The sequence below is a fragment of the Paenibacillus hebaui genome (assembly GCF_051934385.1).
Taxonomy (GTDB): domain Bacteria; phylum Bacillota; class Bacilli; order Paenibacillales; family Paenibacillaceae; genus Paenibacillus.
The window spans coordinates 6423983-6440188 of the sequence record NZ_CP196836.1; the positions used below are offsets into that span (position 1 = coordinate 6423983).

10 protein-coding genes are annotated in these 16206 nt (G+C 36.2%); 1 reads left to right on the plus strand and 9 read right to left on the minus strand.

Going from position 1 to position 16206, the window contains the following annotated elements; all coding sequences use genetic code 11:
* Positions 1–27: 27 nt before the first annotated feature.
* The 8 genes from ACR32F_RS29035 to ACR32F_RS29070 form a co-directional block, all read right to left on the minus strand.
* A complete protein-coding gene (locus ACR32F_RS29035) occupies positions 28–1872 on the minus strand; it encodes an ArnT family glycosyltransferase (RefSeq protein WP_440113320.1) in 1845 nt (614 codons plus the stop codon).
* Between the two features lie 98 nt (positions 1873–1970).
* On the minus strand, positions 1971–3110 hold the full coding sequence (locus ACR32F_RS29040; protein ID WP_440113323.1) for an acyltransferase: 1140 nt from the start codon (positions 3108–3110) through the stop codon (positions 1971–1973).
* Between the two features lie 43 nt (positions 3111–3153).
* Positions 3154–4278: a hypothetical protein gene (locus tag ACR32F_RS29045; protein ID WP_440113326.1), complete on the minus strand. Its 1125-nt coding sequence runs from the start codon at positions 4276–4278 to the stop codon at positions 3154–3156.
* A 68-nt stretch (positions 4279–4346) separates the two neighbouring features.
* Complete coding sequence (locus ACR32F_RS29050; RefSeq protein WP_440120049.1) at positions 4347–8195, minus strand: glycosyltransferase; 3849 nt, start codon at positions 8193–8195, stop codon at positions 4347–4349.
* 42 nt (positions 8196–8237) lie between these two features.
* The gene (locus ACR32F_RS29055; protein ID WP_440113329.1) at positions 8238–8651 is read right to left on the minus strand and encodes an adenylyltransferase/cytidyltransferase family protein; all 414 of its coding nucleotides are present in this window, start codon (positions 8649–8651) and stop codon (positions 8238–8240) included.
* The gene (asnB, locus tag ACR32F_RS29060; RefSeq protein WP_440113332.1) at positions 8648–10186 is read right to left on the minus strand and encodes an asparagine synthase (glutamine-hydrolyzing); all 1539 of its coding nucleotides are present in this window, start codon (positions 10184–10186) and stop codon (positions 8648–8650) included. Before asnB ends, ACR32F_RS29055 begins: the two co-directional genes overlap by 4 nt.
* Before the next feature lie 13 nt (positions 10187–10199).
* Complete coding sequence (locus ACR32F_RS29065) at positions 10200–11507, minus strand: ABC transporter ATP-binding protein (protein WP_440113335.1); 1308 nt, start codon at positions 11505–11507, stop codon at positions 10200–10202.
* Between the two features lie 10 nt (positions 11508–11517).
* Positions 11518–12306: an ABC transporter permease gene (locus ACR32F_RS29070; RefSeq protein ID WP_440113338.1), complete on the minus strand. Its 789-nt coding sequence runs from the start codon at positions 12304–12306 to the stop codon at positions 11518–11520.
* Between the two features lie 405 nt (positions 12307–12711).
* On the opposite strand from ACR32F_RS29070, the gene ACR32F_RS29075 reads away from it, so the two are divergent.
* On the plus strand, positions 12712–15177 hold the full coding sequence (locus tag ACR32F_RS29075) for an O-antigen ligase family protein (protein WP_440113341.1): 2466 nt from the start codon (positions 12712–12714) through the stop codon (positions 15175–15177).
* 112 nt (positions 15178–15289) lie between these two features.
* On the opposite strand, the gene galU is transcribed toward ACR32F_RS29075, so the two are convergent.
* Positions 15290–16168 (minus strand): UTP--glucose-1-phosphate uridylyltransferase GalU, encoded by an 879-nt coding sequence (gene galU, locus ACR32F_RS29080; RefSeq protein ID WP_440113343.1) that lies wholly within the window; start codon positions 16166–16168, stop codon positions 15290–15292.
* Positions 16169–16206 lie beyond the last annotated feature (38 nt).

Genomic DNA, 16206 nt, shown 5'->3' on the forward strand with positions numbered 1-16206 from the left:
GATCCTAGAAACAAAAAATATTAACAACTATTCTGAAGGTAACAAAACCAATTTATAATGATGATTTTTAAAATATAATTTAAGACCTTCATTTGTAAAGTGTTTATCCTGAATTGTGTCCGAAGGAATTGTTAGATATAAATATCCATTTTTACCATATATATCACTCAACCCAGAGCTTTCAAACATATCCGCATCATAATCAGTGAAGTTTTCATCCTTCTCATTTAATAAAACGTAGGGTTGTTCATCAAGCCTCAAATTAACCCGTATTAATTTATACTTCTCATTGTAGTCTACTGCTTCCCAATCAAAAGTTTCATCTAAATTTAATGTTTCAATTGTTTGTTTTTTATTTACACCATTAAAAATCGAAAAATCAACTAAGACATGGCCTTGTGCTAAAGGAAGCAATCTATAATCTTTATAATAATCTAGTGCTGTGGCTAAGTTAGTAATCAAGTATAAGTGCTTTATACTTGATTTATTGAAATAATCATAAACACTCTTAGGATCATTGAAGCCATAAATCACTTGCTGGTCAGCATAATACTGTAAAGTTGGTGGCCCTGGATGGTCAAAATCTGTCATTACTATAGAATCAGGCTTTGTTTTCCCCTTAACATCAGTACCAAGAATATACCACTTTTCTAAGTCACCGTGCCAAGAGTGAAGCCTAGCAGTTTCAAGTATGGATTGAGGAATGAACATAACAAGCACAATTAGAACGAATATGGATTTCCATACAAACTTCTTTTCCCCCAGTTTCATAACACTACTTATAGCAGCAAGGATGTCTCTCAAAGCAGATGACATTAATATGCTTACTACAGCAGCAAAAGTCAATAAAGTAAATTCATGAATGTATGAATGATTGGTGAATAATACAATCCATGACAGTCCTATTAATAAGAATAAACATTCAAATGATCTTTGCGCTAAATTCCTCTTTTTTAATAAATCAACTATTAGGAATACGACCCAACAAGCTAGTAGTACTACTGCAACTATTGTAAAATAATGATACATTCTATAAGCTTGCAGTTCTAAAAACTGAGATGGAGTGAATAATACTTCTCTGCTAGCACCTGATATATTCAGTCTGTGTAATGCCTGCTTTGCCATATCGGAGATTGCATCTTTCCCTAAGATCCAAACCATATAAATGAAATGCAGGATGAATAAAAAAATTGCTAATAGAGGGATGAATAGAATCTCTCTTTGAATTTTTTTCTTTTGAATCTTACACAAAAAGAAGTAATGAACTATAAGGAGGACTGCTAACAAATAATTTTGCCAATGAATCTGCGTACCAAGAATAAAAGAAATTATTAACATCCAAAATTTTTTTTTGTCTGTCTGTCCATTATTAAACCAAACCATATAATAATAAATTGCCATCATAATAAAGAAAACACTTACGGACTCGAACTGTACAATACGATCAAAGTAAACATTAAGAGGCATAAGTGCAAAAACGAGTATTGCAAAGTAGGCGATTCTCTTCCCATATAAAGACTTGGAAATCTTATATATATAAAATACTGTAGCTGTTGAGAATAGTACAGGTATTAATCTTGCAGCCCATTCCACTATTCCAAAATACTTAAAACTCAATGCTACTATGTAGTAGAAAAGTAGTGGCCAATGCAAATAATAGCTGTAATTACCATCCGGTACAATTCCAATATCAAATGCAGGAGCACCCTTCAAATTAATGAATCCATAGCGTAATAAACTGCTGGCTGCTCTTGAAAGATCCGCACTTCCCCAATCATGAATACCAATAAAAGGCTCCCCTAAATGATAACACCTAACAATAAAAGCCACAAAAAAAATAAACAAAAAGATTGAATTTTTTCTACTAAACATTGATTCACATCCTATTGGTAATATATAAGTTTTTTAGTTATTTTTTATAAGATGTAAAAAATAACATTTGTATGACTTTTGCTCCCACCCTTAAAGTGTTAGGCTCTCTTTTTCAATGCTCTCTCTGATCTTTCTTTAGATCTTTTATTATGAAATAGGTTAGTTAATATTGTATAGAACATTTTCCGAGTACTCTCTGAAAGAATCGAAAGAAATAAGATAACTAACGCTAAAAATAAGGAGACAGGTATAAGAAAAGGCGAATACCAAAATGAAACATTATTCATAACATGTATCTTGAATAAACAAATAGTGAATATAAAATGTACCAAATATCCACCATAAGTTAAAGAACCAAGGTAGTTAATAACTTTACTTTGAATTTTTATTTTTGTGAAAATCAAAAAAAAGCTAAAGGTGGATACTACTACTAGAATATTGTCATAATAGAACATATTATGAGTAAATCCTTGAGAAGGATATGTAACGTTAATGCCAATCCATTTCATAACGTCTAATCCAGGACTCTGTAGGGAAAAGAAATAAGTCAATAAGTAAATCAATACTGAAATTCCTAAATAAGTAGTTAACGACTTTCCAATAGTTACATCTAATTTCAAACGATGAACACTAGCCCCCATCACATAAAACAAAGTGAATACTCCTAAACGCGAGGCTCCACTACCACCATATTCAGTTCTAACTAACGGAAACTCCATGAAATAATTAATCGTCGGAAATATTACAAACACTAGAGCTAAGCATCCAATAAATACTTTTAATTGTGTATCAGTGAGTTGTTTTATTATTATGTTCACGAAAGGAGCAATGAGCATAAATATGAAAAATGTGTAGACATACCATAAGTGACCGTATTCAGAAGAATCATTCAGTATGCTTTGGATAAAACGAATTACTAACTTTGTGATCTCACTTGCAGACTTGTCAAATGAATTGTATACGAGTATGGCTGTAAATACGATTAAATAAAATACTAAAGGTAACAATAAAGATTTGTAACGGTTTTTAAAATGTAGTTCCTGACGATACATAAAGTACCCCGATAACATAATAAACGAGCCAACTGCAACACGTCCCAAGCTACCTAATAATATTGATATATGCCAGTTATAATGTACCCAGCCAATGTTCCACCACCATTTCGGTATAATGTGAGTTAAAATAACTAAAAATAAACAAACTATTCTGAGTAGTTCGAATTTCGATTCACGTTTCAAAGTATTGATCCCTTCTGTATAAATTCATAAAGTTATGCCTTGCTTATATCAATAGCCTCATAATTTCATGTGTGCGCGCTTCCCAATTATTATTAATTACAAAATCCTCAAGTATTATCTGATCACTAAAAGGCTCTCGCAACGTATCAACAACACTTAAATGTTCCCTGATATGTTCCAAACTACTATATAAATAGACCCCTTCCTGTTTCAATAGTCTCGTTTCTTCACTTTCGACCGCTAAAATCACTTTATTCAAACTCAAATATTCATAAATTTTAACTGGATTAATAGTATCAATTCTGTCCGAATTCATTAAAAAGGGGTATAAACAAACATCAAAAGCATCAATAATCGCACCAATTTCTGATTTAGGGACGGGCTCATAATATTTAATCCCACTATGCTGTTCAAAATTAGAAACCAAGTTATTTTTTCCAATTAAACATACAACAAACTTTTCATCAAATTCTGTGATAGCCTTAATTGCTTCCATATCAAACCAGTGATCAATTGCCCCGACATACCCAAAAATATAGTAACCCTCTTCCTTTAACCGTATCAACTCACTGACAACAAAGCTATCTACATTTATATTTAATATTGCTGTGTCCACAGCGTTTTTCACTAGATAAGATTGTTTGCTCAATGTTTGAGAATTCCTATGCAAATAATTACTCGTAGAAATGACAAGATCCGCATGGGCAAGTAATTGAAGTTCCCACTTCATAAGCAAGTTCTTCATCAATGCATTATTGGTTAAAAACACATAATCGTCCATTCGGTCATACACAATTTTTTTCGTATTATGGTGTTTAACAAGTGGGTAAAAGACAGGGCTCCCCAACCATATAATATCCGCGTTGGAAACTAAATCTTGCAACTGTCTTTTTTCAAACCATTGATTCAAATGAAATATGTCTAAGCTTTCAAGGCTTCTAGGTAATCTCAAACTCCCAGAAGGCCTAAATATTTGGAGGCAGTCGTTAATGGTTTGTTCTTTTCTCTTGAAATTAAAGTTTTTCCTTACCAAACTATTAAATATGCTGATTGATGGCTCTACAAAAGTGATATGAACTCCTGGCATCTTAGCAAGCTCTTCAGCCAAGTGTTGCGGACGCTGTTTTAAATCACTCCAATAAATCGGAGAGAAATATAAAATTTTCAATTTAATCGCTCCATACTAATAAAAGCGCCCCTATTTTTTAAAAATGAGGCGCCTTTATTGTTTTGTCATTATCGATAGGCTCCTACCAACTGTCTTCGCAAATTCATATCTTTCTCTTTTATTTGTATAAGCTCTTCATACGTTTCAATTGTGTATTGCTTATATAAGATATCAATTTCTATGTCACGATTGCGAGTCGGAATCTTCTCTAAATGTTTTAGTTCAGCTTTTACAATGTCAAGGTGATTTTTATCAGCCTCAATATCTGATTCCATCGGTGCATACAGATCTTTTTGCAATTGATAATTGGTCAAAATACTGTTCCGCATTGTTTTTCTAACATGCTCTAAAGTATATCGAGAGATGTCCACATCATGGATGACTTTCATCTTAGGATTCAGACCAACCTTATAACCAATTTCCCTCATCGCGAAAGACACAACGATTTCTTCTCCTCCAGCGTAATTGTTCCCTTTGCGCCCATAAGCATTTCTAAAGCCCCCAATTCGCATTAGTGCAGTATGCCTAACAGCAAAGTTAGCTCCATAAGGGAACTCCCACTGAAATTTAGAGTCAATAATTTCTTCGCCTTCCACAATAAGTTGGCTCCAGAACGCCTCAGTTCCTGGTTTAACCACTTCAGGTCGTTTATCATGTAAATTGAGTATGATACTTCCACCCATTACCCCGATATCAGGACGATCCGAGAATCCTTTAACGGTTTCTTCAAGCAAACTAGGGTTTGCGATAGCATCATCATCAATATAGAGTATGACTTCTCCTTCTACTCCAAATAAGCCAACATTTCGTGCAAAAGATAGACCTTTTAAAGGAGCCTCCATGTATCGCAAGAAAGATTCGTCGACATTATAGGTCGTTCTGAATTCACGAACCAAATGATGAATCTCCTCATTTAGGTAATCGTTATTGACAACAACAATCTCATAGTCTGCTTGATCCATCGACTGCTCTATTACAGATTTAATCGCATTGGATAGTTTCTCACTTCGCTGGTAAGTGCAAATAATAACCGATAATTTCTTATTATAAACAGGTTCGCTTTCAATTACCGCCTCAATTCGGTATAGATGATCGTTCTTAACCTTCGTATTTATAAGAGAAAACAGCACATCCATATCGTGCGCAAAAAATTCATAGTTGTTATCTGTCTCACTATTCATTTTATCCTTTATTTTTAAATCCCAAGGATAATCCACTACCAATGTGTCAATTAGCCGCTCCGATTTATCAATAAGCAGTGTATATATAGATGATGAAGCTTTAGACTCAATCCATTCAAAATCATGGACTTCACCTGTTTTTATATATAAATAGCAAATAGGCGTTGCTAGATTAAGACCAAAAATAGTATCTATTTCCGCTCTTCCAACCACTGTATGGCCTTTAGCTAGAACATAATTCTTAAATTCCTCAGCTTCATTAGTATCCCCTTCGATGATCCATACTAATGGAGTAAGATAAAAATCTCTCCTAAAATCATCAAGCACCATGAGTTTGTACCGGTTAGATGTGATACCAAGCTCTTGATCTAAAGCGGTCAGTGATTTATCATGCCAACGGTAATCGTATATAGGCTCATCGAAAGTCACATGCTTGAGTTCAAATAGAGAGTTCACTCTCATCCAATAGTCATAATCCTCAAGGGTATGCTTATAACTAGAATATTCACCTAACAATTTGGTTACTTTAGCTCTATACATAAAAGCAGCACCAATCGTATTGTTAGGATATACATTTAACTCCAGAGCGGACTTCGGCAGCATAACATTCCCACTAAACTTCGGCTCCTCATACCAGCCATGATTGGAGATTACTTGACCTTCTGCATCAATCAACCTCATATTTGCATATACCATACCGATATTTCCATCACGTTTTAGATCTGCAACCATCTTCTCCAAGAAATTCTCGGGAAGAATATTATCTGCACTTGTCCAAGTATGATATTCACCATTAGCAAGTTTAAAACCTCGGGATAATGTTCTTGGTATTTTGCGATTCTCCTGGTGAATTACTCTAATACGATGATCTGCTTTAGCATATTCATCAAGAATGTCTGCCGTATTGTCTTTTGAGCCATCATTAATAATAATAAGCTCAAAATACTTATAAGATTGTTGCAGAATACTATCAATGGCTTTTGATACATAATCCTCTCCGTTGTAAACAGGGAGAACAACAGATACAAGGTCCTTCTCAAATTGAACCTCGAACTTATTGAGATCCAAAGAAAATGAATTGTCTTTAGCTAATTTATAGTTAAAAAATTTATACTCATACCAAGTTAATAAAGAATTAGCATGTTCTGCATCTTTCCTTAAATCTAGTGGCTGATCTACTGCCTTCGAATTTTTTAGTTTAAGAGATACTTTAGCTTTTATCTTTTTCAATAAAATGGTGGTGCCATAGCTTTTCCATACTTTATATCCTTTAACTACATAAATCATTTTGGACTTGTGTAAGATATGTTTAAGTTTATTCGCCATTTTCCACCTTTTAGAGTTGTAAATATTGTTAAGTTCTGTAAACAACCTTCCATTATATTTTTCCAGTTCGTTGAACTGGATCGTCAAATTATTATGTTGACCAAATAGTTGTTTATACTGATGTTTTATAAGATTCATTTCATCTTTATAGTCCTGCATGAGTTGTTCATATTTCTGGTCTAGTTCATATTTCTTTTCAGACAAAAACTTAAAGTCTTCTGAGATACTACTTATTACTTTTTCCTGATGTTCTTGCTTTTCAATCAAGGTCTTAACCTGCTCCTCATGTAAGACAATTTGTTGTTGTTTTTGTTCTATCTCTTGTATCTTTTGCTCTATCTCTTGTTTTTGAGCCTGCCTGTGAGTATGCAATTCATTAAACTCATTCGTCAGGCGTGCATGCCCTGCTCTATAAGCACGGTCTACGTCGTCTTTTAGAAATCTGTTAATTACGTCCATACACTTATCTATCGTCTCTCTTCCTTTAATCGGAAACATCTCTAAGGTGAATTTCCTTCTTTGTTGTATTAGTTGTTCATCTAAAATTGCATTAAGTAAAGTTTCTTTAATATTGCCGTGATCACTCGCAAAAGGAACAATGTTTTGCTGAACTATTTGTTCCTCTAAAGGTAGAATCCCTTCAAATGATTCCGTTTGAGGATGTTGAAATATTACAATAGGAGTGTCCGTAAACAGAGCATCAAATATAGCACCGGAACCATCAGACAATATTACATCTGCTTCCTCTATTAAATGAACAAGGGAAGCCTTGTGATCAAGCACATCAGGTACATGAGATTTAACTAGACTAACTCTATCATGTTCCAAAAAAGAAGTGCCATGATGCAATTTCACCTTCATATTAAAGGTATCTGAGAGTTCCTCAATATGATTCATAACAAGCTCAATAGATGACTCATTCCCATACGTAGGTAAATAAAGTAAATTATACTTTACGGTATTGTGCTTTTTCCTTTGGAAGTTAGCGTATTTAATCATTCCCACTATGTCAGTCTGAGTGTAAGCTGCCAAAACCGAAGAGTCATACAGCCCATTACAGAAGACAAAATCAAAATTCCGACTCCATGAATCCAAGTTCCAGTTAGGTTTAGCCATTCCATACTGATATCTAAACTTATAATCCGACTTAACCTCCAAATAATAAGGTAGATAAGGATAAAACGCTATTTTATAAGCCTTGTCAGGCAACGAATTGGTTAGAGTTACTTTTATACCATTGTTCTTCAAATAATGGTAAGTATCTAAAGACATATCTCCCCAATCTTCTTCTTCAATTTGAGGGACATATATATCACAAACGATCTGCTCTTTTTCACACTCCTCAATTAAAGGCTTAATTGTTTCATACAAAACAAGATTGTGAATAACAAAAGCTATAGATCTGTTCATATTCACTGTAAAACCTCTTCCCTTCAGACAAAAATTCCGTGCTTATTTTCTTAATTTCAGCAATGTCTCATTCAGTAAAGTCGAAGAGGTGCTCTTCGTATAGGGGAAATATATAATTTTCACTCCAACTTCTTCAAACTGTGACTCATACTGAACCCAGCGTTCATTTTGAAACCAATCATCACCAACGAACATTACGTCATACTTTAATTTTTGCCAAACCTCAAATTTATGCATTGAGTCCTGGGGAATTACAGTATCAACAAAGCTAATATTCCTGACAATCTCAATTCTTTCCTCGAAAGGGATTACTGCTTTTTTGTACTTGTAAGAAACTAACTCATCTGTTGTCACTCCAACGATGAGCTTGTCACAGAGTGATTTTGAGTTCCTCAATAAATTCAAATGTCCAATATGAAACAAATCAAAAACTCCGGAAGTATAGCCGATAATCATAAGATTTCTCCTAACATAGTTAAATTGAAGTTAAACCATTTGTCGAATGTCGTCTTCCCTTCAATTTTCTCAGAATACATTACTTTTTCAAGTTGAACAGGAAAACCAACCTTTTTTCTGTTAACTATCTCTGTAGGGATAAGATCTTTATAAATTCTCTTAAGTGGAGCTTTAATAACCCCATCTTTCATTTTGTAATTTGAATCAACACCTGCTAGTCTTTCAATTAGTCTATAGTCTAAGAAGGGAGATCTGGCTTCTACCGAGTTTAGCATCGAAGCACTATCCAATCGTTTGAGCAATCCTCTCAGGTGGGCTTGCTGAAAGAAAGCAGCCACAATTTTTTGAGGGGATCTTAACTCCATAAACGGTGCTATGGCATCTTCTACAATCTCTATGTCATCCTCAGACCCGTAGGTGTAAAGCTCACTAAAGGCTCGAATATCAAATTTTTTAGTGTTACTAGCCCATTTGAAAATACGGTCATAGCCAAGGAAAAGCTCATCCGCACCTTCTCCACTCAATATAACTGTATTTTTAGTAGCTGCTTGTTGAGTCATGTGATACAGAAGCACCTCGTTAGGTACAGAAATAGGCTCTTTTTTTGCAGTAATAAGTTCGCGTGCTAATGGTAAAAAACAATCAGAATCAAACAATATTGGATGATGTATAGTATTGTATCTTGTTGCTGCAATTTCAGACCATTGAAACTCATTATAATCTTCAAAACCAACAGTCCATGTGTGCTTTACTTTGGCGAGGGCGGTAATAATTGTGCTGTCCAAACCTCCGCTTAGGTAACTTCCAATTTCAACATCTGCGACCTTGCGGTACTCTACTGCGGAGCGAATTAAAGACTCAAGTTCCTCATCAGAGGGAGGTTCTTTCTTTGAATAATCAATTTCCCAATACTTAGTAAGTCTCCCGTTTTCATAATAATATCCTGGTGGAAACTCTTTTATTTCATTATAAATAGTACGATCATTAAAGAAGCATCTCATCTTTTTATATTGTCTTACAGCATCTTTATCTACAGAAGCATTATGCATTAATGGAAGCAATGGAGCAATTTCAGAACTAAAGATAAATTCCTCTCCATATCTGTAATAATAAAGCGGTTTTACCCCCATTCGATCTCGTGCTACAAAAAAGGATTTCTTCTGAATGTCTAAAACAATAAAACTGAACATTCCATTAAGCCATTTCAACATTCGGGGACCATATTGAATGTAAAGCTTTAATAAAAGTTCAGTATCTGAATTTGTTTTCATTTGAATTGAATAAGCGGATGCTAATTCTTTATAATTATAGATTTCCCCATTAAATATAATCACGTATCTTCCATCATCAGAGAAAAAAGGCTGATCACTTCTCTTATCCAAATCTAAAATACTTAACCTGTTGTGTCCCAACATAAAATTTTCATTTTGGTATATACAAAGTGGGGACGTAGGCCCCCTGTGTTTCATTATATTTAACGAATTAAGGAATTTTTCTTTATTTATGACTACATTAGAAAACAATATCCCACACATTTTATCACCAGCCCTAATTAATAACTTGCAAATCTATTGTGTTATCTACAAATATTAACCCTGGTACGTAATTATTCTCTGGCTTAGGAACCTCAAATACTACTGCTATACTTACACTATCCAAATATAGAGGTTCAAAAGGTCTCGGTTTCAGACCAATAGATATGGTGTATTTACCACTTTCAGATAATAAATTGCGGAAATTAAAGTTAACTTCAAGAATGCCACCCGCCGACATTTTCGGAACTAATTTTGCTTTATTATAAATATTCATTCCAAATACATCTACACCCGTATGGTTTCTAACCATATAGCCAATAGTTCCCTCAGAATCAATATCTTTATAATATTGTGCCAATAGACGCAAAGTAACCATTTCGCCAAAGGGAACCTGATTAACTACTTCACCATTGACTAACAAATCTGCTCTGATAAAGCGTGCCTCTCCCGTTCCAGAGCGGAACTCATTGGCACGTTTTTCAAAAGCTGGATCCTCCTCTAGCAGTAAAAGCGCTTTTTCCTTATTCGTTTCAGAGTTCACAAACATATCCAAGGATTGAACACGCTTCATATCTGCAATTTCCTGGTTAATAATATTCTCGTAAATCTGCGCAACGCGTTTCACTGGACCAATTTCGATCATGTGCCCTTTATCAATGAGCAAGGCTGTATCGCAAAAACTTTTAATAGTATCCATAGAATGAGAAACAAATAAAACCGTGCTTTTTTTTGAAAGCTCCTTCATTTTAGTAATACATTTTGCCTGAAAATAAATATCCCCAACAGACAAGGCTTCATCAACAATCAGTATATCCGGATCAACATTAATAGCCACTGCAAAAGCTAATCTGGCAAACATACCACTGGAATACATTTTTACAGGTTGATTAATAAAGTCACCGATGTCCGCAAAGGATGCAATATCATCAACCTTTTCATCCATTTCGGCTTTACTATAGCCCATAAGCGTACCATTTAAAAAAATGTTCTCCATCCCAGTTAAATCCGGATTAAACCCAGCTCCCAATTCAAGCAAAGCCGCAATTTTCCCATTCACCTTAATGCTTCCACTGGTGGGCGTAATCACGCCTGTAATCATCTTTAAAAGAGTGGATTTCCCTGAACCATTTTTACCGATAATACCAATCGCTTGTCCCTTTTTGATCGTAAATGAAAGATCACTGATAGCTTTGAACTCAGAGTGATATTTCTTTTTAAAAGGATGCATCGCCTCTTTTAAACGCTCATTGGGATTATCATATATTTTATATGTTTTATTGACATTATTAAGCTCCACAGCAATTGTTTCATCTTTAGTCATACTCTTCTCCTCACAATACATCAGCAAAATGAGATTTCATTTTTTTGAATATTTTGATTCCTATAATACCTGCGACAATCACAATTGCCCAAAAGTAGATGGTCATTAGGGGGTGTTCCCAGAACCATTTGTGATTGATAAAAGTATCACGGTAACCTTCAACGATATAAAAAACAGGATTTAGTTTAAAGAAGAATTGGTACTTCTCCTCAACAATATTCAAATTCCAGAAGATAGGCGTAAGCCAAAAGAAAAGTTGAATAAATACCCCAACAATTTGACCGACATCCTTTACAAAAACAACCAATGTGGCAGTTATGTAAGAAATGGATAAAGAAAGAAAAATCGTAGCTAACAAATAATAAAGGATTTGAATGTTGTAAACTGTAAATTCAAAGTTGTATATTTTAAACATAATAAAAAGAACAACGATAAAAAACACATGTACAAAAAGAGCAGACAAAATTTTCACCATGGGTAGTAGACCAACTCGGAAAACTATCTTCTTTACCAGATAATTGTTTTCGATAATACTATTGGTTGCAGTTGATAAGCTTTCTGAAAAGAATAGCCAGGGCACCATCCCCGTTAACAACCACAAAATAAATGGGGTATCTCCAATAGGTACATTTTTAAAACCAACCTGAAATACCACCCAATAAACAAGTATAGATACCATAGGATGTATAAAAGCCCAAAGTACTCCCATAAATGAGCCAAGGTATCTGGATTTTATATCTCTTTTGGAAAGACCCCAAAGCAACTTTAAATTCTTTGAAATATTTTGAGTTAAATTCATAAGAGTGTGTCACGACCTTAAATAAAAATTTGATATATATAATACTGGGAACACATTAGTTAGTTCCAAATATTGCCTACACAGATACTACACGTTATATCGGAGTATTATCATCGCCTCTATTCTATTCATTATGAGCAAATATTTTATTATATTAATCAAATTCAGAAGACAAAAATGACCTTTATGAATACGGTACTAGTACAATTCCTACCAAATTTGTTGAACAGAAAAATAAATGCTCATTCTAGACAAATCAAATTAATTTGATTTGTCTAGAATGAGGACGTGGAAGAAATATACTGTCGAATGTTCTAATTATCCATTTGATTCGAAATATATTTTCTAAGTATATTAAAACATGCTAAAATATTGTCGTATCTACAAACAAAGGAGACTCAAACCTTGTCGAATCCAGTATACGGGAAACAAAAGAAGACGTCGAGCAAAGACATTACTAGCTCGACCTCGCCACTATTATGGACCCTAACCATAGGACTCATCTTATTTCTACTCTGGTCCGCTTTCCAAGTTGCGTTATTTAACGGACAAACGCTTCAATTTGAAGAACCCATTTATTGGGCGGTTGCCATTACAACCCTCCTGTTCGTGATGTGGGTTGCTATCTACTTCAAACAGATTAAGTTAGAAACTCAGCAAGATTGGCTTAAGATCGCGGTGATATTGCTGCCACTTACCTATGTCCTGTCACTCATCAGTGCAGCATCTGAATATTTGTCAGTCAACATGATCCTTATCCAGTGCATTTACGCCATGATCTTTGTAATGGCTATGTACCTGCTGCAAAACAACAAAATCAATCATATCATACAATCCTCCTTAATAGGAATTGCATATGTTATTGTTGGATTTGGTTTGTTAAACTGGCTGGGAGCCTTCAGTTTTGCGGGTAAGCTTGTTGGGTGGTTTTCGGCTGGTGTCGTGAATGGAGTCTATAACCAAGCGATTTGGAATGATTCCAACGGTCCACGGCTTGCATCGGTGTTTCAGTATCCCAATACATACGCCGCATTCCTAATGGCATTTCTGTTTATTTCCATTTTCAGCATGATTCGTTCCAAAAGAGTGTACACACAGCTACTGCATGGATTTATGCTTGTGCCGATTATTCTGTCGCTGCTGCTGACGCTCTCCCGGACAGGGCTTGTCATGCTACCCATTGTATTTGTTATCCTGTTATTACTATTGAAACCCGCCAAGCAAATTCTATGGTTCATCTATAGCGGAGTTGCAGCAATAGGTACACTGATTGTTCTGAACCCCATAAATACGACTGGGCTTGAATTGCAAAAGCAATTCTCAGGCTCCCTTGCAGCCAAAGGCTGGATGGTTCTGGTTGCAGCATCTATTGTTGTTGCATTGTTATGTTGGGTTATCCAGCGCTGGGTTGCACCTCGCCTTGAGGGCAAGCTTCAATCCTGGTCCGCTCGAAAAGGATCAAGCTTGTGGATTCCACTAGGTTCTGTTGTTCTTACCATCATTGTTGCCGTGCTTCTGCTCGGAACGAGTGTGCGAAACATTTTACCGGATAGCATCAGCACAAGGCTTGAAAATATCAATTTCCAACAGCACAGTGTGCTGGAACGGATTACATTTTATAAAGATGCTACGAAACTATTTGCAGACTATCCAGTCATAGGTGCAGGTGGTGGCGCCTGGACTGCTTTGTATGAAAAATACCAGAACAATCCTTATATTAGCGCCCAGGCTCACAACTTCTTCATGCAATATCTGGTTGAAGTCGGGATCATAGGCTTTATCGTATTTATGGCATTTATTCTCTTTGTATTCTATCAATATGTGCGTGCTTATTTAAAACGGAGTGAGGAAGAACGCGAATCGCATTTTGTGTACTTCATTCTATCGATGTCTATTCTGGTATTGAGTCTCCTTGATTTCAATATGAGTTATGTGTTTATTGGAATCTTGGTATTCCTTGGACTCGGCGGTATGGCTGCTGCCATGGACCCCAAGCCGATTCGTCGATTGAAGATGAGTGACTCCACCGCACGCGGTATCTACAGTTCAATTGCGGGAGTAGCTGTAATCGTTCTGCTCATTATGTCTATTCGTTTCCTGCAAGCGAATCAATATGCCTATGAGGCAAAAGAGGTCGCTCAAACTAGCCAAGACTTTCAGATGATAAAAGCTCCAATGGAGAAAGATCTTTCGATTCGCAATACACATTCAGACTCCTTGCTGATGCTGGCTTCCCTGTATCAGCAAGGCTATGAGCAAACAAAAGATGATCAGTTCTATACGGCCTCTGCACAGTTGCTCCAGCGTGGTCTTGAAGCAGAGCCATTCAACAAAGGTATGGTTAAGCAACTCATAAGTCTAGACGAATTGAAGGGTGAGTTTGACCAAGCGTATGCACTTCAAAAAGAATATGCCGCCAATTACGTCTGGGATATGGCTTGGTATGAGACACTGATCAGTCGTTCGTTCGATCTTGGGTACCAAGCAATTGGGCAAGGCGATACCGCTAAGAAGGAATCTTATTTCACTTCAGGTCTGAATGCTTATCAGCACGTTGTAGATGGAGTAGAACATCTAAAGACTCTTCCTGAAGGACAGCTTCAAGGACAGCCTTTCGAGCTCACTCCAACAATGATTCTGAATGCAGGGAAAATGAAATATATGGTAAACGATTCCGTCGGTGCTGCTACCGCTCTTAAGGCAGGAATAGCAGAAGATTTAACCGATGCAACCAACCGCGAAATTGCAAGGTGGTATCTTGCTGCGCTCGTGAAGCAAGGACAACAAGATCAAGCTATATATGATAAGTTGATTGCTGTTGCACCTAACGAAGCGAAGGAAATCAAACAAATCGCTGAACTAAATTTTTAATTAACAACATGCACTAGTGTTACTATCCAAGTATAAATTTCACAGCAAAAAGGTTTGCCCTCATATGCGCAGAGGCAAACCTTTTTTTGTCTATCTATTTATACATCGCATGCTAATTCGATGCTACAATCTTCTTTAAATACGACAACAGGTCCTCCCGCAGATCCGGGTGCTGAAGCGCATAATGAATCGTTGTTTCAATAAAACCGAGCTTCTCCCCAACATCATGGCGCAGGCCATCAAAATGATAAGCCAGAATCTGGCGTTGGTCATTCAAACGGGACAAGGCATCGGTAAGCTGGATTTCTCCGCCGACGCCGACGGATTGTTGACCTAGAATCTCAAAGATATCCGGCGTAAGAATATAACGACCCATGATGGCTAAATTTGAAGGAGCGTCTTCAGACTTCGGCTTCTCCACCAACCGTTTGGAACGGAATATTCGGTCATTACTTTTTAAAATTTGCTCACCGTCTACAATGCCGTAACGGGATACTTCTTTCCACTCAACTGGCTGTACACCTACGATAGGAGATTGGTATTCGTCAAACACTTCAATCATCTGTTGAAGGCAAGGCGTTTCAGCCTCTACGATATCATCTCCAAGAAGCACAGCAAAGGGTTCATTACCGATAAATTTGCGAGCACACCAGATGGCATGGCCCAGGCCCTTGGGTTCCTTTTGACGGATATAATGGATATCTGCCATCTCTGAGGATTTGCGAACTTCACTTAATAGATCCCACTTCTGTTTGTCTGCTAGATTCTGCTCCAGCTCGAATGAATAGTCAAAATGGTCCTCAATTGCACGTTTCCCCTTACCAGTCACAATGATAATATCTTCAATACCCGAGGCAACAGCTTCTTCAATAATGTACTGGATCGTTGGTTTATCCACGATGGGTAACATTTCCTTGGGCATCGCTTTAGTTGCAGGCAGAAATCTTGTCCCGAGCCCGGCTGCGGGAATGATGGCTTTACGAATTTTCAAATCTAGGACCCCCTTTATATTGAATCGCAGATGATATG